Origin of the sequence: Burkholderia thailandensis E264 (genome assembly GCF_000012365.1) — a bacterium.
Classification (GTDB): domain Bacteria; phylum Pseudomonadota; class Gammaproteobacteria; order Burkholderiales; family Burkholderiaceae; genus Burkholderia; species Burkholderia thailandensis.
In genome coordinates, this window is record NC_007651.1 from 3,301,971 (window position 1) to 3,324,993 (window position 23,023).

Sequence of the window (23,023 nt, forward strand, 5' to 3'; positions counted from 1 at the left end):
GGCCGTGCGACGCCGCCGTGTCACAAATGCTTACGCCTGATACGAAGCCCGTCGCCTATTCATAAATGACGGGCCGCGATGCACGCGCGAGCACGGCGCAAGCGCCGCCGCGCCGGCGCATCGCCCGCGAGTGCGGCCTTGCGCCGCGATCGGACGGGTCCGGGCGTGTGCGCCGTCATGTGCGCGAGGCCACCGTCGCACGCCGGACCTTGATCCGAATCTCGTCCCGGCATCACCGGTCGAGCGTGAATTCGGCATACACTTGGATGCTCGACGTCAGCCCCTCGCCTGAAGGGCGCCATTGACGCAGCGCAATGCAAGGAGCGGTTTCATGTCGATGAAGGTACTGCTGATTGGCGCGTCCGGCCGCACGGGCCGCGCGCTCGCGGACCTGCTGCTCGAGCAGCAGGATTTCGAGGTCACGGCGCTCGTGCGCCGGCCGGATTTTGCGCTGCCGGGCGCGAAAGTCGTCGTTGCCGACCTGACCGGCGATTTCTCGTCCGCGTTCCGCGGCATCACGCACGCGATCTACGCGGCGGGCTCCGCCGAATCGGAAGGCGCGACCGAAGAGGAACAGGTGGACCGCGACGCCGTCGCGCGCTCGGCCGACTACGCGAAGGCTCACAACGTGCAGAAGCTCGTCGTGATCAGCTCGCTCACCGCGTACTGGCCGCAGCGCAGCCCAGAGCCCCTGCAGCACTACTCGCAGATGAAGCGCGAAGGCGACGACCGCGTGATCGCGTCGGGCATCGACTACGTGATCCTGCGCCCGGGCCCGCTCACCGACGATCCTGGGGTCGGCAAGATCGCGCTCACCGAGGAGCGGCTCGACAACGCGCCGCCCGTCGCGCGTCAGGACGTCGCATGGGCGGCGATCGAGGCGATCAAGCTCGGCATCTCGAAGAAAACGATCGGCTTCGTCGGCGGCAGCGTGCCGATCGAGCAGGCGCTGCGCGCATAGGCGCGGCCGCGGCGGGTGGGCCGGCGCCCGCTCGCCGGCGCGGCGCGGCGCGTCGCGCGCGGCGCCGCCTCGCCGCGACACGCCGAGATTCGTCGCGATCCGTCGCGCCAACCGCTGGCGCCCGGCTCCGATCGTCGACGAAGGCGGGTCACTGCCCGCCCGCCGTTCGGCCGATGAAATCGCGAACCGGGCGGCGGCCGGGTGGCAGCCGGCAAGGCCGCATCGGGATCGGATCAACGCCGCCTCAGCGCTGCCGATGCGACGCCGCCCACGCCTTCACCGCGTTCAGCGTGTTCTCGACGTGCTTGTCGGGCGACAGGCTCGTGTACTCGTAGAGCACCTTCCCGTCCGGCGAAATCACGTACGACACGCGGTTCGCCTTCGAGATCGCCGGCAGCTTCGCATCGTACTCGCGGATGATCTTCGCGTCCGGGTCCGCGGCGACCGGGAACTTGCTGCGGCATTCGCTGACTGAAAACTTCGTCAGCGTGCCGATATCGTCCGCCGACACGCCGATCACCGTCGCGCCATACTGTTTGTAAGCGTCGACGGCATCGGCGAACGCGTGCGCCTCGATCGTGCAGCCGGTCGTGAACGCGGCCGGATAGAAGTACAGCACGACGGGGCCTTTCTTCAGCGCGTCGGCGAGCGAATACGTGTAAGTCTTGCCGCCGAGCGACGCCTGCGCGCTGAAGTCGGGCGCGGCGTCGCCCGCCTTCAGCACCGCGTACGCCGCGACCGCGTGCAGCGCGAAAAGCGCGGCCGCCGCGCCCGATGCCAGTTTTCGATTCATCTGAGTCCTCGTCCTCAAATATCCATACGTTCAACAAGGTCTAGCGCCCTCGGCAAGCCGCGCGATCGCGTTCGCACCTCGAACTGACGCGCATGACGAAATGCTCTAGTTCCTTTCTTCCCTGACGCTAAAGAATCGGCGCGATACGCCGTTATTGCGTCCGGACACCGGTTCCAGCCCCTTCACGCCAGCGAGATACATGGAAGCCATCAGGAACAAAGCGCCCCGCAAGGGCTCCTGGCGCGCCGCACTTCACAAGCTCCGCCGCTTCGCTTGGTCGGGCGGCGCGCTGATGCCCGCGCGCGCCGGTACGCCGCGCGCCGATGATACGGTTCGAAGCTGGCTGGAACAAACCGTCGGTGCGGTCGATTTCCTCGCTCATGTGGATCGCGATCTGCGCTTCCTGTACGTGTCGGACGCGAGCCTTCGCTTCATCGGCTATCACCGCGACTATCTGCACACGCTGACGCTGCGCGACCTGATCCCCGAACAGGATACCGCGACGCTCGACGGCCTGCTCGCGCGCGCATCGGAGACGGGCGACATCGAGAAGGCGACGCTGTGTCTCGTGAAATCGCTGACCTACCCGCTCGACGTCGAGGTGCGCGCGGTGCGCAGCCGCCACCACGGCGTCGACGGCTTCGCGATCGCCGCGTTCGACGTGTCGTCGTGGCGTGCGATCGAGGCGCGGCTCACGTACGAGCTGCATCACGATCCGATGACGGGGCTCGACAACCTGTCGGCGCTCCTGCCCGCGCTGATGCGCGCGCAGCAGATCGCGGACGAAGGCGGCGGCTGCACGGCGCTGCTGCTGCTCGATCTCGACGACTACCAGCGGATCAATCGCGCGCTCGGCTACGACGCGGGCGACGCGCTGCTGCGCGACACCGCGCAGCGGCTGCAGCGGCTCGCGACGCGCGGCGAGCGGCTCGCGCGCGTCGCAAGCGACAAGTTCGCGGTGATGCTGAGCGCGCCCACGCGCATTGCCGCGATCGACGCGGCCGAAGCGCTCGCGCGCCAGTTGCAGACGGCCGTCCAGCGGCCGTACGCGTACGACGGGCAGGCGGTGCACCTGTCGGCGAGCGTCGGCATCGCGATCTATCCTGATGCGCGCGCCGCGTCGAAGCACGCGCAGCACCACAGTCCGCTGTTGCGGCGCGCGGACCGCGCGCTCGCGCAGGCGAAGGCGGCGGGCGGCAACGCGCTCGCGTTCCACCAGCCGACCGACGATCCGGCCGACGCCGAGCGCCTGAAGCTCGAGGCCGATCTCTACAACGGCGTGCGCAACGGCGAATTCTCGCTGCATTTCCAGCCGATCACGAAGAGCCACTCGGGCGCCGTGGTCGGCGTCGAGGCGCTGATCCGCTGGCACCATCCGGTGCACGGGCTCGTCGCGCCCGCGACGTTCATCCCGCTCGCCGAATCGATCGGCCTCATCAACTATCTCGGCAACTGGGTGCTGAAAGCCGCGTGCATGCAACTCGTGTCGTGGGACCGGCAAGGGATCGCGCTGCAGTACGTGGCCGTCAACGTGTCGCCGCAGCAGTTCCGCGATCCGCGCTTCACGCAGAGCGTGCGCGACGCGATCAAGCTGACGGGCATCGACCCGCGCCGGATCGTGCTTGAGATCACCGAAAGCCTGCTGATGCACGATCCGAATCACGCGAAGACGCTGCTCGAGGAAGTGACCGAGCTCGGCATCCGGTTCGCGGTCGACGATTTCGGCACCGGCTATTCGAGCCTCGCATACCTGCAGAGCTTCCCGCTCGCGAAACTGAAGATCGACCGCAGTTTCGTCGAAAATCTGTTGACGTCGAGAAACGACCGCGCGATCGTGTCGGCGGTCGTCGGCCTCGCGCAGACGCTCGAGCTCGAGCTCGTCGCGGAGGGCGTCGAGACCGAGGCGCAGCGCACGCTGCTGACCGAGATGGGCTGCAACCACATTCAAGGCTGGCTCGTCTGCCAAGCGCTGCCGTCGGACGAACTCGCGCAACGCTTCGAGGCGCAGGAGCTCCATCTGCACGCAACCGCATGACGCACGCCGCCGGCTTTCTCAATCACTGATTCGTATGCCAATCACCGCACAATTGCCGCGAACGGCGCTGCTCGACAAGCTCTGGGCCCGGATGAACGAGCGCGGCGATTTCCCGCTGCTGTCGGACGCGCTGCGCGCGACGATGGCCGCGATGAAGAACGACGATCTCGACTTCACCGCGCTCGTGCGCGTCGTGCTGTCGGATTTCGCGCTGACGCAGAAGGTGCTGCGGCTCGCGAACTCGGCGATGTACATGGCGTTCGGCGGCAACATCACAACCGTCACGCGCGCGCTGATGGTGCTCGGCATGGATGCCGTCGGCCATCTCGTCGTCGGGCTCAAGCTCGTCGACCACTTTCATCACAGCGCGCCGCGCCGCATCGACGCGAAACTCGAACTGAACCGCGCGCTGCTGTCGGGCTGCGTCGCGCGCAAGCTAACCGAGCACGTCGATCTTCGCGCGGGCGAGGAAGCGGTCGTCTGCACGCTGATGCGGCAGGTCGGCAAGCTGCTCGTCGTCTGCTATCTCGACGCGGAATGGGAAGAAATCCGCCGGCGCGCGGCCGAGCAAGACGACGACGAAGCCGCTTGCCGCGCGGTGCTCGGCGTCGGCTACGACGAGATCGGCCTCGAAGCGGCGTCGCGCTGGCGTCTGCCGGAGCTGATCCGCGCGGGCATGACGCGCTTCGATGCGAACGACGGCGCGCCGCACGACGTCCAGTGGCTGCGCGCGGTGAGCCACTGCTCGACCGACGTCGCGACCGCGCTCACGTCGATGCACGCGCAGCAACGCGACGCGCGCATCGCGGCGCTCGCGCACCGCTTCCACGGCGTGCTCGGCACCGGCGCGGACGAGCTCGCCGAGATCGCCGCGTCGCTGTCGCGCGAGGAAACGAGCGACACGGTGATGCGCGAGATCGTCGAGCTGCGCGCGAACGCGGACCAGATCGCGCGCGGCGCGTCGACGCCCCAGGCGTGCCTCGAGGCGGGCCTCGCCGACCTGCGCGCGCTGCCGTCCGAACACGTGCTCGGCCCGGTGCTCGCGCTCGCGTCCGAAAGCGTGCTCGCGGGCCTCGCGTTCACGCGCACCGTGATGTTCGTGCGGCATGAAGACGGCGTGTTCGCCGCGCGGCTCGGCTTCGGGCCGGGCGTCGACGCGGCGCTCGAACGGTTGTGCTTTCACGAGACGTTCGAGCCGGACGTGTTTCATCTCGCGATCACGAACTCGGTCGGCATCTTCATCGAGAACGCGCGCGATCCGAAGATAGTCAAGCGGCTGCCCGCGTGGTATCTGGATGCGTTCGACGACGCGCGCGCGTTCCTGTTGCTGCCCGTGGCCGCGGAGCGAAACACGGTCGCGTTGCTTTACGGCGACTGGGCGCTCGGCCAGCCGGCGCGCAAGATCACGCAGCAGGAAATGGGCGTGCTCAACGAGCTCGCCGCCGAACTGGGGCGGTTCTTTCACGGCGCGCAGGGCGACGACCGGTAGCGCATGCGATCGTGCGCGGCGCGATCGCGTGATGCATGGCGACGCCGCTGCACGCAGCGAGAAGATGCGCCCGCGTTCTGCGTTCTGCGTTCCGTTCCGCGTTCGACACGATCGCGAGCGCGGCACGCGCCGCCCTCTCCGATCGATTCCCAACAAAAACGGCAAACGGGCCCCTTCCCGTTTGCCGTTCTTTTTGGCGCCGGCGCGGTCGATCGCCCGGCATCCTCCACCGAGCTTCAGCGCGGCGCGACCTTCATGGCCCGCGCCGCGCCACGGCCGCACCCGCGCCACGCTACGGCCGCCCCGCGTAATACCGCGCGGCCGCCGCGATTTCGTCGGGCGTCATCTGCCGCGCGACGTTGCGCATCTGCTCGCTGATGTCGTTGTGCCGCGCGCCTGACGCGAACGCCTGCAACTGCGCGTTGATGTAGACCTCCGGCTCGCCCTCGAGGCGCGACCCGCCGACCTTGTTGTCCATCCCGCCGTGGCACGACGCGCACGGCGCGATGTTGCGCATCGGCGCGCCGTTCGCGACGATCTTCGGCGGCGTCGCGGCAAGCTGCGTCACGGCGCGGGGCAGATACGAGTAGAACGCCGCGAGATCACGCATGTCCTGGTCGGACAGATTCGCGACCATCGGCGCCATCACCGCGTTCGTGCGCGCCCCCGTCTGGAAGTCCTTCAACTGCTTGTAGATGGCGGCCGCGTACTGGCCCGCGAGATTCGGCGAATTCGCAGCGCTCATCCCGCGCGCGCCGTGGCACATCGTGCAGCGCATCGCGAGCGTCGCGCCGCGGCCGATCGACAGGCTGTCCGCGCCTACCATCATCTGCGGCGTGACGACGACCGTGCTCGTCTTGACGGCCGACGGCACCGGCTCCTGCTGCGACGGCAGCCACGCGCGCGGCACGCCGGCCGCGCTGCAGATCGCGTTCCAGATGCCCTGGAACTGCGCGTCCTTCTGCACCGAAGGCAGCCAGACGAAGCCGATCAGCACCGACGCGATCACCGCGAACAGCGTGAGCCCGACGCTGACCGTAAACCAGCGGTTGCGAATCGAAAACAGACGTTCCGTGCTCATCGCTGCGCCCCCATGTAGATCGCCGGCACCGACGGTTGCTTGAGCGCCATCAACTGCGCGATCGGATAGCCGTAGTTGACGACCGTGAGGCCGATCATCAGCGCGATCCACAGCCCGAAGCTGTTGAGCGCGACGGGCAGCGTCCTCGGCTCGTGAACGGCCGAGCTGAACGTGAACTCGGCCGGCGTCACCTTCTCGCCGCGATGGCTGCGTATCAGCACGACGAAGAACAGCACGGCCGACGCGACGAGGATCAGCGCGCCGACGACCGACATGATCACCCACGCCGCCTGCGGCGCGAGCGCCGGATCGCTGTAGTCGTAATAGGCCATCCGGCGCGGCATGCCGAGGATGCCGACGTAGTGCCACGGGAACGTCGTGACGATCATGCCGATGAACCACAGCCAGAGCTGCGTCTTCACGAGGCGCAGGCTGCCGAGCGCGCGGCCGGTCAGATGCGGCCACAGCTCATACGCGATCGCGAAGTACATGATGACGACGGCGCCGCCGAAGATCAGGTGGAAGTGCCCCGTGATCCACTGCGTGTTGTGAATCGTCGAATCGAGCTGGTAGCTCATGTTGATGAGCCCGCCCGCGCCGCCGAAGCCGAGCATCACGAACGAGAACGCGACGGCGAGCATCATCGGCTCATGCCACGGCAGCGCGCGCAGCCAGCCGAACGCGCCCTTGCCGCCGCGCAGGCGCGCGGCGATCTCGACCGACGCGCACACGGTGAACACCGTGAGGAGCGTCGGCACCGCGACGAGCGCCGTGAACACCGATTGCAGGAACTTGAAGCCCGAGCCGACCTGCGGATCGGCGAACAGGTGGTGCACGCCGATCGGCATCGCGCCGACGAGGAACAGAATGAAGGAGATGCGCGCCATTCCGTCGCTGTACAGCTTGCCGCCGATCGCGCGCGGCACGAGCGTGTAGTACGCGATGTACGCGGGGATCAGCCAGAAGTAGACGATCGCGTGCAGCGTCCACGAGAAGAACACGCGCGCGAGGCCCGCGTCGATCGTCGACTTGAGCCCGACCGCGACGGGCAGGATCTGGAACAGGATCTCGATCGCGGCGCCGACTGCGGTCCAGCCCCACAGATACGCGCCCGCGACGTTCGCGAACATCGCGAGCGGAATCGGCGTGCCGGGATTGGCCTTCTTCCACGCATAGAGGTTCACCGACATCAGCCCGACCCAGATCCACGAGCCGACGACGACGAGCACGACGCCGAGGTAGTAGAACGGATTGCCGATCATCGGCGGATAGAACGTGTACAGCACCGACGACAGGCCGAGCGACACGGGCGTCATCGCGACGACCGAGCCGAGCGCGATCAGCCAGAAGCCCGTCCACGCCCAGCGGCGGCCGACGAGCGGCATCTTGAGCGCGAGCTCGCTGATCGCGTAGCCGAAGCCCATCGCGATCAGCGTCGGAAACACATAACCCATCACGGAACCGTGCGCGGTCACCGAGCGATAGTAGAGCTCGGGGTTGCCGAGCCAGGGAAGCAGCGGGCTGCGCGCGAGCATCTGCCACGCGCCGAGCAACAGCGCGACGCCGAAGACCGCGAACGCGAGCCAGAAATGGGCGAGCACCAGTCGATTATTCTTTAACACAGCTCAGTCTCCGCGCGCTGGACGCCAGTTTGTCGAATTCCGCACGGTCAATGACCTTGACGTGCGCCCACATCCCCTCGTGGCCCGTGCCGCAATACTCGTGGCACGGCATCAGGTGATCCTTCGGCTTGCTGAAGGTCGTCCTGAACGTCGAGACGAAGCCCGGCTCGAGCATCGAGTTGATGTTGGTGTCGGTGATGAGAAAGCCGTGCACGACGTCCGCGCTCGTCGCGCGGAACGTGACGGGCGTGTTCGCCGGCACGAGGATGCACTGCGGCGTGAACGAGTACTGCTGGCCGATCACGCGCACCGTGACCGAGCCGTCCGGCTCGCGCGCGGTGCCGAGGTTGCTCTCGACGAATTCGCCGGAAACGTGCAGGGTCGTCGGATCGATCGTCTCGACGCGGGACGGCGGCATCATCGCCCAGTGCAGGCCGGTGTACACCATCATGGCGACGAGGACGATCATCAGGCCGACGGCCATGATCGCCCACCTGCGCTCGATCCGGGCCGCGAGCTGCGCCCCGTCGAGACGGTCTGGCATAGGTTGTTTGGACATGGGAGCCGCTTGTTATTGGATCACGCCGCGAGGCAGGAAGACGAGAAAGTAAAAGGCGAACCACAGCGCGATCACGATCGCGGTCGCCGTGCCGGCAAGCGCGAGCGCGCCGCGCGGACCGGACCGGACGATCTCGTCGACCGCGTCGTCGTGCGGTTCGGGGTCGCCCCCGTGTCGTTGGGAAGTGTCGCTCATGATGTCCTCAATAGAGCGGAGCGGAGCGCAGCGCGTTGGCGTCCTTCGCGGAGACCGGCGTGCCGCGGTTGCCCCAGGCGGTGCGGATGAACGTCGTCACGGCAGCCACCTCGTCGTCCGACAGCGACTGGGCGAAAGGCGGCATGCCGTAGGGCTCGGGATTCTTCGCGGTGCCGGGCGCATAGCCGCCGTTCAGCACCATGCGGATCGGATTCACCGCGGACGTCATCTGGATCGACTGGTTGCCCGCGAGTGGCGGGAATGCCGGCGTCTTGCCGCGCCCCGTCTTGCCGTGGCAGCTCGCGCACTGCGTGTCGTAGATCTTCGCGCCGAGCTTGTAGAGGCGCGCCTGCTCCGACGGCGCCATCGTCGTGCTCGGCGCGGACTCGGCTCCGTTGCCGCGCTGCGGCAGCGACTTCAGGTAGATGGACATCGCGCGCACGTCGTCGTCCGACAGATACTGCAGGCTGTCGTAGACGACCTCCGCCATCGGCCCGTACACCGCGCCGCGATGCGACGCGCCCGCCTGCAGCAGGCCCGTGATGTCGGCGATGCTCCAGTCGCCGAGCCCCGCCTCCCTGTTCGACGTGAGCGACGGCGCGTACCACGCCTGCATCGGAATCAGTCCGCCTTCGAACGCGTTCGAATCGGAGCTGCCGCCGAGCGCGTTGATCGCGGTGTGGCACATCGAGCAGTGGCCGAGCCCCTGCACGAGATACGCGCCGCGGTTCCATTCGGCCGATTTCGTGTGGTCCGGCTGATACTCGCCTTCCTTGAAGTACAGCGTGCGCCAGCCGATCAGCAACTGCCGGTTGTTGTACGGAAAACGCATGTCGTGCGGCCGGTTCGCGAGCTTCACGGGCGGCACCGAGCGCAGGTACGCGAAGATCGCGTCCGAATCCGCGCGCGTGACCTTCGTGTACGCAGCGAACGGCATCGCCGGATACAGCAGCGAGCCGTCGCGCGAGCGGCCGGTGTGCATCATCGTGTAGAACTCGTCGGCCGTCCATTTGCCGATGCCCGCGTCGTTGTCGGGCGTGATGTTCGGCGAGTACAGCGTGCCGAACGGCGTCGGCATCGCGCGGCCGCCCGCGAACAGCTTCTCGCCCGGCACCGTGTGGCACGCGACGCAGTCGCCCGCGCGGGCGAGGTACTCGCCGCGCTTGATGGTCGCCGCGTCCGCGGCGGGTTGCGCGTGTGCGGCGGATGCGGCGAACGTCGCCGCGAGCAGCCCGAGCGCGGCATTCGCGAACGCGCTGCGGAATTTGACGATCAAATGCTTGTGCACCGAGGCCTCCATTAACGCGGTTCGCTACCGCATGCGAGCGGCATGTCGAGCGAGCCCGCGGGGGCGGGCAACGGGTTCGCGGGCGCCGGCTGCGAAGCGAGCCATGCCGCGATGGCGGTCACGTCCGTGTCGGTGAGGCGCGACGCGACTTGCTGCATGCAGTCGGGCGCATACGATGTGCGCGTGCCGTAGCGCCATGCGCCGAGCTGCGCGCTCAGGTATTCGGCATGCAAGCCGAGCAGGCCCGGAATCGCGGGCTCCATGCCCGTCAACGACGCGCCGTGGCACGACGCGCAGGCGGGAATCTTGTGCGCGGGGTCGCCCGACTTCACGAGCTGCCGCCCCCGCTCGAGCACCGCAGGCGCGACGGCGGGCGCCGCGATCACCGGGAACGGCGGCCGCCGGCTCGCGAAGTGATCGGCGATCTTGCGCAAGTACGCGTCGGGCAGATACGCGAGCAGGTAGTTCATCGGCGGGTACTTGCGCCGGCCGTCGCGGAACGCGACGAGTTGGTTGTACAGATAGCCCGCGGGCTTGCCGGACAGGCGCGGGAAGTAGTCGTTCGACGTCCCCTCGCCCTGCCGGCCGTGGCAGGCGGCGCATGCGAGCACGCGCGCCTCCATCGTGTCCGGCGCGCGCTCGGTCTGCGGTTCCTGGGATAGCGCCGTCTGGCTCAGCAAGCCGCACAGCACGGCAAGTACAGCGGTGGGTCTCGAGGTCACTGTCATCCCCTCCGGGAAGGCGTGCAGTTCCCGCCAGCGACGCGAGCCGCCCCTGCGGCTCGTGGGGTAAGCGGGTACGCCGGCGGCACCATCGCTTTCATTGGTCTCATGGGAACTTGTTGTTCAAATTTTCAATGTCGCGAAAATCTCATGAGCACCGTTGCTTTGCGTTGATTCATGTCAATCGAATACTTCTTTGTGTTGATAGGCGATTGGCCGAACGACCGCAAATCTCATGTTTTCTGGAATTTAGCTGGTTGCGGCAAAAGTGCAATGTTTCACGGCGCACTGCGGGTTGTTTCGATTTTTCTCTTATGCGGCAATGCGTTACGCGCGTCGATCACGCGCGTGGCAGCAACGTTGCGATGCGTGAAACACACCGCTCGCGGCCGCATGCGCGGCCCCGTTCATGACGTGCGTCAAATCCGCACGGCGCGGCGCGAACCACCGCGCTCGATCGCGATATCGAGCGAGCCGGCGGGCGCGGTGTTCAATCGGTCGCGCACGTCGTCGATCGCCGACGCTTCGACGCGCTTGCCGTCGATCTCGACGAGCACGTCGCCGTTCTCGAGGCCGTAGCGGCCGAGATCCTCCGGCCGGTTGTGGAAGAGCTCGACGCGGCCGTCGACGAAGCGGATCGCGATCGTGCGCAGCGGCCGGGGATCGTCCCGCGTGAAGCGGCTCGCGTCGTAGCAGAACTCCATCGTGCTCGGCACGAACATGTAGCGGTCGAACCGCGCGAGAAAGTTCATCCCGAGCATGTCGCCGCCGCCCTCGGCCACGCGCAGGCGGCCGACGGGCTGGCCGTCGAACGACAGCCCGCTCACGAAGTGATCGCGCGATTGGCCGACGCCGTTGGCCGACATGCTCGGCCCCGTGCCGCCGAGCGGCGTCGCGGCCTTGCGGCTCGCAAGGTACGCGAGCGTCGGCGCCGACGCGATCGAATAGCTCGCGCCGGTATCGAAGCGGAACATCGTCCACTGATCGCGAAAATCGACGCTCACGGCGGGCGATTGGCCGAAGCTGTCCTGGTACGGCACGCAATGCGCGAAGCGCTGCCCGGCGGGCGGATGGCGCCAGACCGTCAGCGTGCCGCTGCGATTGTCGGCGACCCAGCTCAGTTGGCGAAAGATCTCGATGCCGACGATGCCGTCGATCTGCGTGCCCAGCACCTGCGACAGCAACGATAGATCGAGACCGAGCCACGGATAGAAACTCGGCACTTCGTAGCTGCCGAGCGCGATCGGCAGCGGCTGCCACAGGCGCACGCGCGCGCCCGGCAGCACGCCGTTCGCGGTCGTCAAGCCTTTTTCGAGCATCGTCCGGTACGCGATCGGAATCTGATCGTCGGTCGACGGCCGCGTGATCGACTGCGCGAGCCGATTGTCGATCGCCGTGTGGCTCGCGCCCGTGTCGACGAGAAAGCGATAAGTCTTGCCCGCGATCGCGACGGGCACGACGAACCCGCTCTTCGGCCTGAACGATACGCTCAGCACGGGCATCGCGCCGCCGCGCTGCGGCTCGGCGCGTTCGCCGCAACCCGCGGCGAGAAGCGCGGCGGCACAGACGAGCGCGGCGGTCGCCAACGCGCGCGGCCCGCGACGGCGAAAGGCGAAGGCGGCGCGACTCGGCGCCGGCGTCGAAGCGAATGCGTGTCGAACCATGGATCGTGGATATGTGATGCGAAGTGAAGACGAACGGACGATTGCGCGAGGCGACGGCATCGCGTCCGATGCCGGCGTGCCGCGCCGTGCGGCCGATGCATGTCCGCTCGATGAAACCGATATGTAAGGATCGACGATTCTATAGAAACGCGCCGCCGAGCGTTGTCGACTTTTGTTCGCGTGCTTGCGGAGAACCGCGCGCATGCGATGCCCCTGCAACAGGCAAGCATCGCGCCGTGCGCGGCCGTGCGTCGCCGGATGCCCGCGAGCGCCGCCGCGCGGCCCGGTGACGAGGCGAGGCGGCAAGATCGCTCCGCCCGGCCCGGGCGCGTGCCGCCGATGCGCGCGGCGGCCGCGATGCGCAAAGCCGTCACGTCATTCGCGCAGCTCGCCGCTTTGCAGGACGGTCAATTCGTGCGGCCGAACGAGCGGGATGTGGACCTCGATCGCAGTCCCCCGCCCCGGCGCCGTCTGCACCGACAGCGTGCCCTGCACCAGGTACGCGCGCTCGCGCAGGCCGACGAGTCCGAACGAATTCGGCTTGCGCGGGTTCTCCGTATCGAAGCCGACGCCGTTGTCGCGCACGCTCAGCATCACCTCGCGATCGTCGGCGATGAGCCGGATGTCGACATGCGATGCGCGAGCATGGCGCCCGACATTCGTCAGCGATTCCTGCAGGATGCGAAACGTCGTGCTCGCCTGCGGCTCGACGAGATCGAGCTCGGGCGGATCGACGATCAGCGTGCAGCCGATCCCGTGCCGCTGCTGGAACGCCTGCACGAGCCACTGGATGGCCGGCACGAGCCCGAGATCGTCGAGCATCAGCGGGCGCAGATCCGACGCGATCCGGCGCGTCGCCGCAACCGCGCCGTCAAGCAGCCCGCGCATCTCCGTGAAGCGCCCGGCGAGCTCGTTGCCCGTCGTCGACACGCGTTCGAGATCGAGCCGCAGCATCGCGAGCGTCTGCGCAAGCTCGTCGTGCAGCTCGCGTGCGATCCGGCCGCGCTCCTGCTCGCGCGCGGTCGAACTGATCGCGGCGATCTCGCGCAACTCTTCGCGCGAACGGGCGAGCGCTTCCTCCGCGCGCTCGCGCTCAACGATCTCCCGCCGCAGCTCGTCGTTCGCGGTCTGCAACTCGCTCGTGCGTTCGGCAACGCGCTGCTCGAGCAGCTCGTTCGCCTCGTTCAACCGGACGGTTTTCTCTTGCACGCGCCGGCGCTCGATCCGCTCGCCCTGCAACGCGTGGACCGTGCGCGCGTACAGCTTGCCGTTTTCGAGCAACAGCGCGAGCAGCACGAAGCTCGACGCGACGAGGCCGTAGATGCGCCCCGCGTAGAAGCCGAGATCGAAACGCCCGTGATTGAGAACGGCCGACAGCGCGATATCGAGCAGCCACGCGCACAGCACGACGATGAGCCACAGATCGAGCACCGAATGCGGCCGGCGCGATGCGAGCAGGATCAGCGCGCCGAGCGTCATCAGCCAGACGGTCGTCACGACGCCGCGCATGAGCGGCGTGTAGTGATGATTGTCCATGATCGCCGGCAACAGCTCACGGCCGCTCGTCGCGAGCGCGGCGAAAACGCCCGTCGCGACGAGCGCCGTGCCGATGCAAACGCCCACGGGAAACGCGAGCCGCCCCGTATAGAGCGGCGCCCCTCGCTCGCGGCGACTGACGAGCGTGTAGAGGGCGACGCAAAGCGGAAAGCCGCTGTGCCAGAACATGTAGAGCCACGCAGTCGTCTGCGGGCCCGCGTCGAGCAACCCGCTCGGCAGGAACAGGCCGGGAAACGTGAGCATGTGCACGCTCGCCATGAACGCCGTGAACAGATAGCCGCCGGCGAGCACGACGAGCGACGTGGTGCGCAAAATGCCGAATTGACCGAGCAGCAGGCCCGCCGTGATGAGATCACAGATCACGATCGCCGACTGGTAGATCGGGATGAACGCCCACACCTGCGGCATCTGGATGCGCACGAATGGTGCGAGCGTCGCGAACAGGACCACGGAGAGCGCCACGGCCGTCATCGCGAGCCGGCGCTCGCGGCGCTCAGGCTGCAGCGTCGACAGGAAGATTCTCGATTCGTCCGCCAACTCGCCCATTCCGGTTCTCCTCATTCGGCAAGCTTGCACGCTCGGACATGCCGCGCGCTCCCGGACAGCGCATCTATTATGAAATCGATCTTGCTTCGTGAAAAGCGGCGGTGTATCGGGGTCACGCGCACAGGCCGCGCGAAGCGACGGGCGTGCCGTTGCGGCGCAACAACGAAACCTCGGCGCAGAACCGGTTGCAGGCTGACGGCCAGCGGTATTCGGCAGATGGGCGCGAGCTTTTGACGAAGCCGGCCGTGCGCCGCCGGCGGTCGGTTGCCGGGAATGTTTCGGGCGACGTACGTTGGAGCGAGCGGCGGCGCTCGCGTCACACGTGTCGACGCATCGGTTTCGGCTCGCCCGCCTCGGACGCCGACGCCGACGCCGACGCCGACGTCGACGTAGAAACGCTCGCGTCGAAGCCCCGATCCCGACATGACGGCCTCGGCGCGCTTCGAGTACCGCCCAGGGAGAGAATGCGGGAAAGCGAGGCGCAATCGCGCGCACCGAATATCGGCTCGTCAATGCGCTGCGGCGCGAGAAGATCGATTACCGCGACATCGCGCCCGTCTGTCTCGCCCCCGCCGATGCGCGCGCGGCATTCGCGCGGCGCGGCGTCGATACCGGGGTCGATGCCAGGGTAATTGGGGATCCTTATCTTGCCGCGATCGAGCGTCAGGCGAACGCACGCGCGATCGCAAACGGCAAAGGGCTCGTGAACAACACGCGGTACCATCTCGCGAGCCGGAAGTTCGCCGAAGCCGAGCCGCAGCGCGTGCGCGCGCTGCTCGACGAAGTCGGCGCGGCCGATCGCTGGCGCGCGAATATCTCCACGGTCGCCGCGCGACTCTCGCCGCTCGTCGGTCTCGATACGACAACGCTCGCGCGCGCGTTGAGGCGTGCAAGCTACGGCGTGTAACCGATCGACGACGCGGCGCTCGCGTATCAGCAGCAGATCGCCGATACGTTCTCGACTCTCAAGCTGATTCCGCGCACGATCGATGTCACCGCCCGCGCGCTGGCGAGCGGCACAGGCAGGCGCTCGCATCGCAATCGCGCCGGGCAAAGCGCCGACGCCTCGACCGGCTGATTCGGCGGCCCTCGAACAGTCGGTCACGGCACGACCGCCGCAACGGATTCGCCGACGTACCGTGAAGCGCGACGCGCTTCACACGCATTGCCGCGTGTCAGTTCGCGCTGCCCTCGCCGCGTTCCGGCGTGCGATCGTCCCTGCCTGCCTCGATCGCGCCACCGACGACGACGGACGCGTACCATGACTCAGGACTGCTCCAGAACGCATTATGTTGAAACCGACGACGCGCCCGCGCATGGGGCTTCGCGTCGATCGAGCCGGTCCGCTCGCGCAGCTCGACCCGCCGCCCGCCTCCGCGCAACCGTTCAACGATCGCGGCAAGCGTGCCATCAGCGGACCATTCGTCGAAACGGCGGCGGCATGTCGGCGAAGACGGATAGCGGCGCGGCAACGCGGCCCAGCATTCGCCGGTCGCCAGCACCCACAGCACCGCATTCGCGACCGCGCGCGCCTGTGCCCGCGGCCGGCCGCAGCGCGTGTTGCGCACCGGCTGGGCGGCCAGCAATCCCTCGATGCGCGCCCATTCGTCATCGCTCAATTCTTCGAACTGCATCGTCGGCCCTCTTGGAGAAATCGGCGAAAGCGCATACGCGCTGCACATCGTCGATGAAACGCCTGTCAGCCGCGGCAAACGCAAGCGTCGCCGCGCGGGCTTCGTGCAATCGTTCGGAATGCAGGCGTGCACGCGCGACGCCGCAGCAAGCGGCGTCACGCCGACGCCGAATGGACAACCGACAACGTGCGGGCGAAAAACCGCACGATACACGAACCCCCTTCCCCGGATAAATACATTGTTGTTCTAAGTAAATCTCAGGATTCCGATTCGATTCCGTCTTGTGCGACGCGCGTCGCATTGCGGCGATTCGTCGTCGGTATCATCGATTCCGCAGCGGGACGCAGATGAGCGAACATGTTGGTTCGCGCGCTCCGGATTCGGCGATCCGTTCGAGCGCCGTCGGCGCGGGACGATTCAATTGGTGCGCAATATTACACGCGGGCCGCGAGAAATCCAACGCTGTCAAAATCGACAGGGTGCGGCAGCGCATCAAGCGCGCGGCGCACGTCGCGCGCGAACCGCTTGCCGGCGGCCCGCGCGGCGCATCATGCGCTGCGAAGCAGCCGGCTGCGAGTAAATGCGCGGTTGCCGCTCAGCTTTTCAAGAAACGCGTCGGACGGCACGCGGTCGAGATCGGTCACCACATAGCCGATATCGCCGCGCGTTTGCAGATGCTGCGCTACGACATTCGCGCCCTCTTGCGCGAGCAGCGTGTTGAGCACCGCGAGCACGCCCGGCGCGTTGCCGTGCACGTTCAAGAGCCGCGCGGCCGACGTGCAATCGCCCGGGCTCACCTGCGGGAAATTGACGGCGCCCGCGGTATCGCCGCGCGTCAGGAACGCGACAAGCTTCGACGACACCTCCGCGCCGATGTTCTCCTGCGCTTCCTGCGTGCTGCCGCCGATATGCGGCGTCAGGATCACGTTCGGCAACCCCTGCAGCACGGATTCGAAGCGGTCCGCGTTGCTCTTCGGCTCGCGCGGAAACACGTCGATCGCCGCACCGCTCAGGTGCTTCCGCACGAGCGCATCGCGCAGCGCATCGATATCGACGACGGTGCCGCGCGACGCATTGATCAGGATCGCATTCGATTTGAACTGCGCGAGGACACTCGCGTCGATCATGTTGTGCGTCGTCGCGGTTGCGGGCACGTGCAGCGTGACGACGTCCGCGAGCGCGATCGCTTCGCCCAGCGAACGCGCCGGCCGCGCGGAACCGAGCGACAGCTTCGCCTGCACGTCGTAATAGACGACCTTCATGCCGAGCGCCTCGGCAAGCACGCCGACTTGCGCGCCGATGTTGCCGTAGCCGACGATCGCGATCGTCTTGCCGCGCGCCTCGAACGATCCGCCCGCACCTTTCGCCCATTCCCCCGCATGCGCGAGGACACTCTTCTCCGGCACGCGCCTCAGCAACAGGATCGCCTCGGCGATCACGAGCTCCGCGACCGACCGCGTATTCGAGAACGGCGCGTTGAACACCGGAATGCCGTGATGCGCGGCAGCCGACAAATCGACCTGCGACGTGCCGATGCAGAAACACCCGATCGCGAGCAGATGACGCGCGGCGTCGATCTCGTTGCGCGTCAGATGCGTCGCGGAGCGAATGCCGATCAATTGATGCTGCAGCAGCGCGCGCTGAAGCTCGTCGCCGGCGAGCGCGCCCTTGCGCCGCTCGATGTCGACATTCGCGTCGGCGAAATGCCGGGACGCGCTGTCGTGAATGTTTTCGAGGAGGAGAACGGAAGTCATGTTACCTAGCGTGGTGGTCGAATCGTAGCGGAAGCCGGAAATCCCGGCGCGGTGCGCGCACGTCGCCATGCGGCGTTCGCGCCGATCGCACGGCACGCGACGCATGTCGCGTCACCGTTCAAAAATCGTATGCCTGGCGGATGCTCGACACAAGCCGGCCGGCATGACCTACTGTGCGTGGGGAATTGCGACTTGATATCGCTGAAGGAATGCCCGCGTAGTGTCGCAAAATCGCGTCGGCGCATGCGAACATCCCTGTTGCCAGCAGGTGTACCCGCGATGCGTGTTGCGCGCTCGGCAGGCGCATCGCGCGACTCGACTGATCGATCCGCAGCGCCCAATGTGCCGCGCAATCGCGCGGGCGCGTCAGGCCCGGCGCCGGCTGCTCGGCGACGTGCCCGTCCAGCGCCGGAACGCGCGGCTGAAGTTGGCCCGATCCGTATAGCCGACGCGTGCCGCAATCTCCTCGACCGTCAGATGCGTCCCCTCTAGCAGACGCAGCGCGTCGCGCAGCCGGATCTCATCGAGCAGCGCCGAATACGTCGCGCCATAGTCGCTCAGCTTGCGTTTGAGCGTGCGCTCGGAGAGATGCAATTCGCGCGCGAGCGCGTCGAGCGACGGATAGCCGTTGTTGCCGCGAATCAGCAGATTACGCACGCGCTCGACGATGCTCTCCGCATAGCCGAGCCGCGCGAGTTCCGCTTCGCACTGCTGGACGATCATCTGCGCCGTGTGCGCGTTCGCAGTCCTGATCGGCTCGTCGAGCAGCGCGGCTTCGCAGCGAATCTGGTTGGCGGGCGCACCGAAATGACAGCGCGGCAGACGGTCGCGATAGCGCGCGAAATAAGGCGGCTCGGGCCACTCGAAGCAGAGTTCGGCGTTCGCCTTCATCGTCTTGTCATGCGAGGGCGTCAACAGCGAGTTGAACAAGATCGCCGTCTCGACCATGAAGTTCTCGACGGCGAACTGCCGTAGCCTGCCGAGCGGAAACGCTTCAAGGATGTCGATCTGCACCGTGTGCTCGAGTTCCGTGAGCCGCACCGAAAAGAACGGCACGCGCGTCGGCAGATACCGAATGCCGAGCTGGATCGCCTCGCCGAGCGTGGCGCAGCTCATCAGGCCGAAGCCGATCAGCCCCGACTTCGTCAGGCTGCTGCGCAAGCCGATCTCGATCGCGATCGACGGATCGTTCGTCATCCCGAGCAAATTGAAGACGATTGCCGCCTGCTGCAGCGGCGTGATACGCGCGTCCGGCTCCTCTAGCTTCGAACGCGTGACGCCCGTGTTCGCGAGCAAGTCGGCGCCGGCGATGCCGCGCTCTTCCGCCAGCATCAGCATGAAGAGCGCGTACGCCGACGATACGCTCGCCTTGTTCAATTGCCTCGTGGGGTCCGGAACGGACATGGCCATGCTTCGACTCCGAGCGGTGACCGATCGATTATAGCGACAGATGGCCTGATATGACACTTCGCCGCCCCGCAAATTGGCCTCAAATGACTCGCTCTTTGGCACGACCGGCTCTCACGGCAAGCGCGCTGACCGCTCTAAGATGGCCTCATCGGCAAACCGCCGATTTCAGGGATATGGATTCAAACAATGAACAAGACTTTGCGCTTCAAGAATGACGCGGAAAAGGTCGCGTACGTCCGCAACGAGGTCAATGCCGCGAGCGACGCGCTGCGCGCGAAATACCCGCTGCTCGACAATCAGAATCTGATCGGCGCGACCGTGATGGCGCTGTGCGTCGCCACGCTGCTCGGCAGCGCGTATCTATACGCGACGGGCATGATCGCGTGGTACGTCGCGCTGCCGATCGCGACGCTCGCGACGTCGCTGATCCACGAACTCGAGCACGACCTGATCCATTTGATGTACTTCAAGAAGACGCCGTGGGCCTACCACGTGATGATGACGCTCTGCTGGCTCACCCGGCCGGGCACGATCAATCCGTGGACGCGTCGCCGGATGCATCTGCATCATCACAAGGTGTCGGGCGGCGAATCCGATCTCGAGGAATACGGAATCACCAATGGCGAGCGCTGGGGCCTGAAGCGTCTGCTGATGCTTGCCGACGGCATGCTCGCCGTCGCGCTGCGCCCGCTCGGCATGCGCCGCAAAGTGCTGCAGTACGTCGCTGCGCAACCCGCGCAGGAACGCGGCGACCGCGTGCGCCTGCGCATCGAGCAGTTGATGTCGTACATGCCGATCGGCCACGTCTACTACGTGCTGTGGCATGCGTTCATCGCCTACCACGTCGGACTCCTCGCACTGCACGCGCTCGGCTACCAGCCCGACGTGCCGATGCTCGTCCAGCAGGCGATGCATGTCGTCGACTTCCTCGCGGTGACCTGGCTCGGGCCGAACTTCGTGCGCAGCTTCTGCATCAACTTCATCAGCTCGAACATGCACTACTACGGCGATATCGATTCGCGCAACGTGATTCAACAGACGCAAGTGCTGAATCCGTGGTGGCTGATCCCGGCGCAGCTGTTCTGCTTCAACTTCGGTAGCACGCATGCAATTCATCACTTCGTCGTGCGCGATCCGTTCTACATTCGCCAATTGACCGCGAAGCGGGCACACGCGGCAATGCGCGCGGTCGGCGTGCGCTTCAACGACATCGGCACGTTCCGACGCGCGAACCGCTGGAACGAGACGCGCGCCGCATGACGCACGCGGACGACGGCGCGAGCAACGCTTGATCGTCGCCCGGCGCGTCGAACGGTCAAACAAAACGCCGTCGTTCGACGGCGTTTTGCTTCGTCACGCAGCGCCTCCGCGCCTCAACCCAAGTACGTGGTTACAGCAGCGGGCAATCCGTTACGTTCGTCCCCCGCTCGACGCACAATCGCTCATAGTCGCGCAGATAGGCACGCTCGTCGTCGGTGAGCAAATCGACATCGATCAGATCCCAGTCGTAGCCGACGGTCACGAGGTTCTCGAATTCCATCTTGCCCGGCTCTCGTTCGCTTGGATGGATGACGACGATGTTCTCGATGCGCACACCGCCCTTGCCCGGCAAATAGATACCCGGCTCCACCGAAATGACGGCGTTCGGCACGAGGCCATATTGGGAACCCACGTTGAACCGCACGCCGCCTTCGTGCACGTGAATGCCGATTCCGTGCCCGGTGCCGTGATTGTAGTCGTAGCCATGCTCGCGGCAGACGCCGCGCACGACGGCGTCGACATCCGCGCCCGTTGCCGTTTGCGGAAAACGCGTGACGAGCCCCTTGATGCACGCCTTCAGCGCGACCGTGTAGATCTCGCGTTGCCACGGCTGCGGCTGCGTATCGGCGCGCGTTCGGCGCAACACGACGCGCGTGCAGTCGGTCGCGAAACCGCCGTCGAAGTAGGCACCGCTATCGAGCAGCACCAGTTCGCCTTCAGTCAGCTCGACGTCGGGGCTCACCGCCGTATAGTGCGCGGACGCGCTGTTCGCCCCGTTCGCCGCAACCGTCGTGAAGCTCAGCGCCACCGCCGAACGCGCGGCATATGCGTCGCTGATCACGCGTGCGAGATCGAATTCGGAGTGCCGCTTGCCGGGCTCGCCTTTTTTCGCCCAGCGCATCGCCTCGGCAATCGCGTCGGAGCTGCGCGCGAACGCATCGCGGAACTGGCCGAGCACCTCCGGCGTCTTGGCCGCCCGCATTGCTTCGACCGGGTTGTGGTCGACATGACGGGCAACGGGCCACACGCGGCGCACCGCGTCGGGTAGCGCGCAATTGACCGCTTCGAAGCCGTAGCACACGTACTCGATGTCGAATTGCGCAAGAAAGCGCTCGAGCGCGGCGGCATCGTTACGAATCACGTGCAGCGCCGGATAAGAGTCGACCTGCACCGGACAGCGATCAAAACCTTCCGGCAGAAACAGCGCGACCGCATCGCCAACGACGAACAGAAAGCCGACATGCGACGATACATACGGCAGGTGGTAGCCGCGGCTGTTCAGCAGATAGCTCAGATCGTCCGCTGCGCAGCTCAAGAACGCGGCCTTCGCGCACGGATCGCCGAGATGCTCGCCGATTCGTTTGTTGAGCGTCGCGACGTTCTCCGCGATGGAGACGCCCGTTACCGAGCGCGGCAATTCGAAAATCGGCCGCTCGACGCGCCAGCCGGGCAGCGAGATCGCCTGGTCGATTTCGCTGTCGGCAAGGCTCGTCCATTGCAACCCGGCGCTCCGCGTTTGCGCGAACAAGCACGCACGCTGAGCGACACTCAGGCGCGGCGCGTCGTAGCCCACACGCTTGATGTCGGCCGCGTGCGTCGCGAGCCAGTCGCCGATCGCCGGCCACATCGCGACGTTAAGTCCCAGTTTCTCGACGTGCACGCGCACCGGATCGCACTGTTTCTCCGCCTGCAGATGGTAGCGACCATCGACGAACAACACGAATTGCGGCACGCCGATCCGCTTCGCAGCCGCCGCGCTCAAAAACACCCCCGAGCCGACCGACCCGTCGAATCCGGACAATGCGTAGCGCGGATTATTGCAGCGCGGCAGCCACTCCGAGATGTACTCGTCCTGCGACGTGACCACTAGCGCGTCGAGTTGCAACGCATCGATCAGATGCGAAAGGCCCGCGTGCGTGTCGACAACCGATGCATCGTATCGCGCGAGGTCGGTGAAGCTGTATTTCAGTCGGTCGATCATCGGATGTCCAGATTGATGTCAATAAGCGCCCGCAGCCGCCTACTGGCGGCCGGCTGCCGAAAAAATTACCTTTCGACAGAAGTTGCGTCAAGCTTAAATTTTTGCCTCACTTAAATAAATGCAACCTTCCGTCGGAACGGTCAGTCGGCGTTGACCTGCGATCAGGCTCCGTGCGGATCTGACTGCCGAGCCTTCACGGAGTGACCTGCCCCCAGCAAACCGGGCCAGCCAGAACCTAGTAGAGTTCGTTTTTGAGCGGCCCCGGTTTTCAGTGGTAATCCCCCCGCTTTGCACGGGGCTCAGAAGTAGAAACTAAGCGGCCATGGCCAGCCGCTGTTTTGGCGTAAATCCGCCCAAGGCCATGTTCGGGCGGTCGTGATTGTAAATCCACATCCAGTCGGTTGCGAAACGCTGCACGTGGTCCAGGTCGTCCCAGTGGTACGGCGGCAGCCATTCTAAGAACTGGGATGTT

General features: G+C 66.4%; 17 protein-coding genes and 2 pseudogenes. 5 read left to right on the forward strand and 14 right to left on the reverse strand.

Features of this window, described 5'->3' with window-relative positions; all coding sequences use genetic code 11:
* The first annotated feature begins 331 nt into the window (after positions 1–331).
* The gene (locus BTH_RS26830; RefSeq protein ID WP_009892065.1) at positions 332–961 is read left to right on the forward strand and encodes an SDR family oxidoreductase; all 630 of its coding nucleotides are present in this window, start codon (positions 332–334) and stop codon (positions 959–961) included.
* A 244-nt stretch (positions 962–1,205) separates the two neighbouring features.
* Here BTH_RS26830 and BTH_RS26835 read toward each other — a convergent pair whose 3' ends face one another.
* Positions 1,206–1,754 (reverse strand): peroxiredoxin, encoded by a 549-nt coding sequence (locus BTH_RS26835; RefSeq protein WP_009892067.1) that lies wholly within the window; start codon positions 1,752–1,754, stop codon positions 1,206–1,208.
* A gap of 292 nt (positions 1,755–2,046) precedes the next feature.
* Here BTH_RS26835 and cdpA point away from each other — a divergent pair, with 292 nt between their 5' ends.
* A complete protein-coding gene (gene cdpA, locus BTH_RS26840; protein WP_011402520.1) occupies positions 2,047–3,789 on the forward strand; it encodes a cyclic di-GMP phosphodiesterase CdpA in 1,743 nt (580 codons plus the stop codon).
* Positions 3,790–3,823: 34 nt separating this feature from the next.
* Positions 3,824–5,278 carry an HDOD domain-containing protein gene (locus BTH_RS26845; RefSeq protein WP_009892071.1) on the forward strand — a complete coding sequence of 485 codons (1,455 nt, stop codon included), beginning with the start codon at positions 3,824–3,826 and terminating at the stop codon, positions 5,276–5,278.
* 292 nt (positions 5,279–5,570) lie between these two features.
* Here BTH_RS26845 and BTH_RS26850 read toward each other — a convergent pair whose 3' ends face one another.
* The 8 genes from BTH_RS26850 to BTH_RS26885 form a co-directional block, all read right to left on the reverse strand.
* Entirely contained in the window at positions 5,571–6,359 is a 789-nt protein-coding gene (locus BTH_RS26850) for a c-type cytochrome (RefSeq protein ID WP_009892073.1), read from the reverse strand.
* Positions 6,356–7,981, reverse strand: coding sequence for a b(o/a)3-type cytochrome-c oxidase subunit 1 (locus tag BTH_RS26855; protein WP_009909877.1), 1,626 nt, complete (start codon positions 7,979–7,981; stop codon positions 6,356–6,358). The genes BTH_RS26850 and BTH_RS26855 overlap by 4 nt, the downstream gene beginning before the upstream one ends.
* Positions 7,968–8,525, reverse strand: coding sequence for a cytochrome c oxidase subunit II (locus tag BTH_RS26860; RefSeq protein WP_009906247.1), 558 nt, complete (start codon positions 8,523–8,525; stop codon positions 7,968–7,970). Before BTH_RS26860 ends, BTH_RS26855 begins: the two co-directional genes overlap by 14 nt.
* Before the next feature lie 27 nt (positions 8,526–8,552).
* On the reverse strand, positions 8,553–8,735 hold the full coding sequence (locus BTH_RS26865) for a hypothetical protein (RefSeq protein ID WP_004526488.1): 183 nt from the start codon (positions 8,733–8,735) through the stop codon (positions 8,553–8,555).
* A 7-nt stretch (positions 8,736–8,742) separates the two neighbouring features.
* On the reverse strand, positions 8,743–10,035 hold the full coding sequence (locus BTH_RS26870; RefSeq protein WP_009892090.1) for a c-type cytochrome: 1,293 nt from the start codon (positions 10,033–10,035) through the stop codon (positions 8,743–8,745).
* Entirely contained in the window at positions 10,035–10,751 is a 717-nt protein-coding gene (locus BTH_RS26875) for a c-type cytochrome (protein WP_011402521.1), read from the reverse strand. Before BTH_RS26875 ends, BTH_RS26870 begins: the two co-directional genes overlap by 1 nt.
* Before the next feature lie 413 nt (positions 10,752–11,164).
* Positions 11,165–12,409: an aspartyl protease family protein gene (locus BTH_RS26880; protein WP_009909880.1), complete on the reverse strand. Its 1,245-nt coding sequence runs from the start codon at positions 12,407–12,409 to the stop codon at positions 11,165–11,167.
* 375 nt (positions 12,410–12,784) lie between these two features.
* The gene (locus BTH_RS26885; protein WP_009892096.1) at positions 12,785–14,512 is read right to left on the reverse strand and encodes a sensor histidine kinase; all 1,728 of its coding nucleotides are present in this window, start codon (positions 14,510–14,512) and stop codon (positions 12,785–12,787) included.
* Positions 14,513–15,011: 499 nt separating this feature from the next.
* Here BTH_RS26885 and BTH_RS26890 point away from each other — a divergent pair.
* A pseudogene (locus BTH_RS26890) lies at positions 15,012–15,531 on the forward strand (sulfonate ABC transporter substrate-binding protein); the annotation flags it as partial.
* Between the two features lie 156 nt (positions 15,532–15,687).
* Here the strand turns inward: BTH_RS26890 and BTH_RS26895 are convergent.
* The 3 genes from BTH_RS26895 to BTH_RS26910 form a co-directional block, all read right to left on the reverse strand.
* Positions 15,688–16,305, reverse strand: a complete 618-nt coding sequence (locus BTH_RS26895) for a transposase (RefSeq protein WP_099005206.1) — start codon at positions 16,303–16,305, stop codon at positions 15,688–15,690.
* A gap of 389 nt (positions 16,306–16,694) precedes the next feature.
* Positions 16,695–17,969, reverse strand: coding sequence for a phosphoglycerate dehydrogenase (serA, locus tag BTH_RS26905; RefSeq protein WP_009892107.1), 1,275 nt, complete (start codon positions 17,967–17,969; stop codon positions 16,695–16,697).
* Between the two features lie 297 nt (positions 17,970–18,266).
* Positions 18,267–19,310, reverse strand: coding sequence for an AraC family transcriptional regulator (locus BTH_RS26910; RefSeq protein ID WP_009892108.1), 1,044 nt, complete (start codon positions 19,308–19,310; stop codon positions 18,267–18,269).
* Positions 19,311–19,496: 186 nt separating this feature from the next.
* On the opposite strand from BTH_RS26910, the gene BTH_RS26915 reads away from it, so the two are divergent.
* Positions 19,497–20,570 (forward strand): fatty acid desaturase, encoded by a 1,074-nt coding sequence (locus BTH_RS26915; protein WP_009892109.1) that lies wholly within the window; start codon positions 19,497–19,499, stop codon positions 20,568–20,570.
* A 130-nt stretch (positions 20,571–20,700) separates the two neighbouring features.
* Here BTH_RS26915 and BTH_RS26920 read toward each other — a convergent pair whose 3' ends face one another.
* Together BTH_RS26920 and BTH_RS34055 are read right to left on the reverse strand one after the other, a co-directional pair.
* Positions 20,701–22,551, reverse strand: coding sequence for a M24 family metallopeptidase (locus BTH_RS26920; RefSeq protein ID WP_009892110.1), 1,851 nt, complete (start codon positions 22,549–22,551; stop codon positions 20,701–20,703).
* 312 nt (positions 22,552–22,863) lie between these two features.
* Positions 22,864–23,007 (reverse strand): annotated as a pseudogene (locus BTH_RS34055) (integrase core domain-containing protein); the annotation flags it as partial.
* Positions 23,008–23,023: the final 16 nt, after the last annotated feature.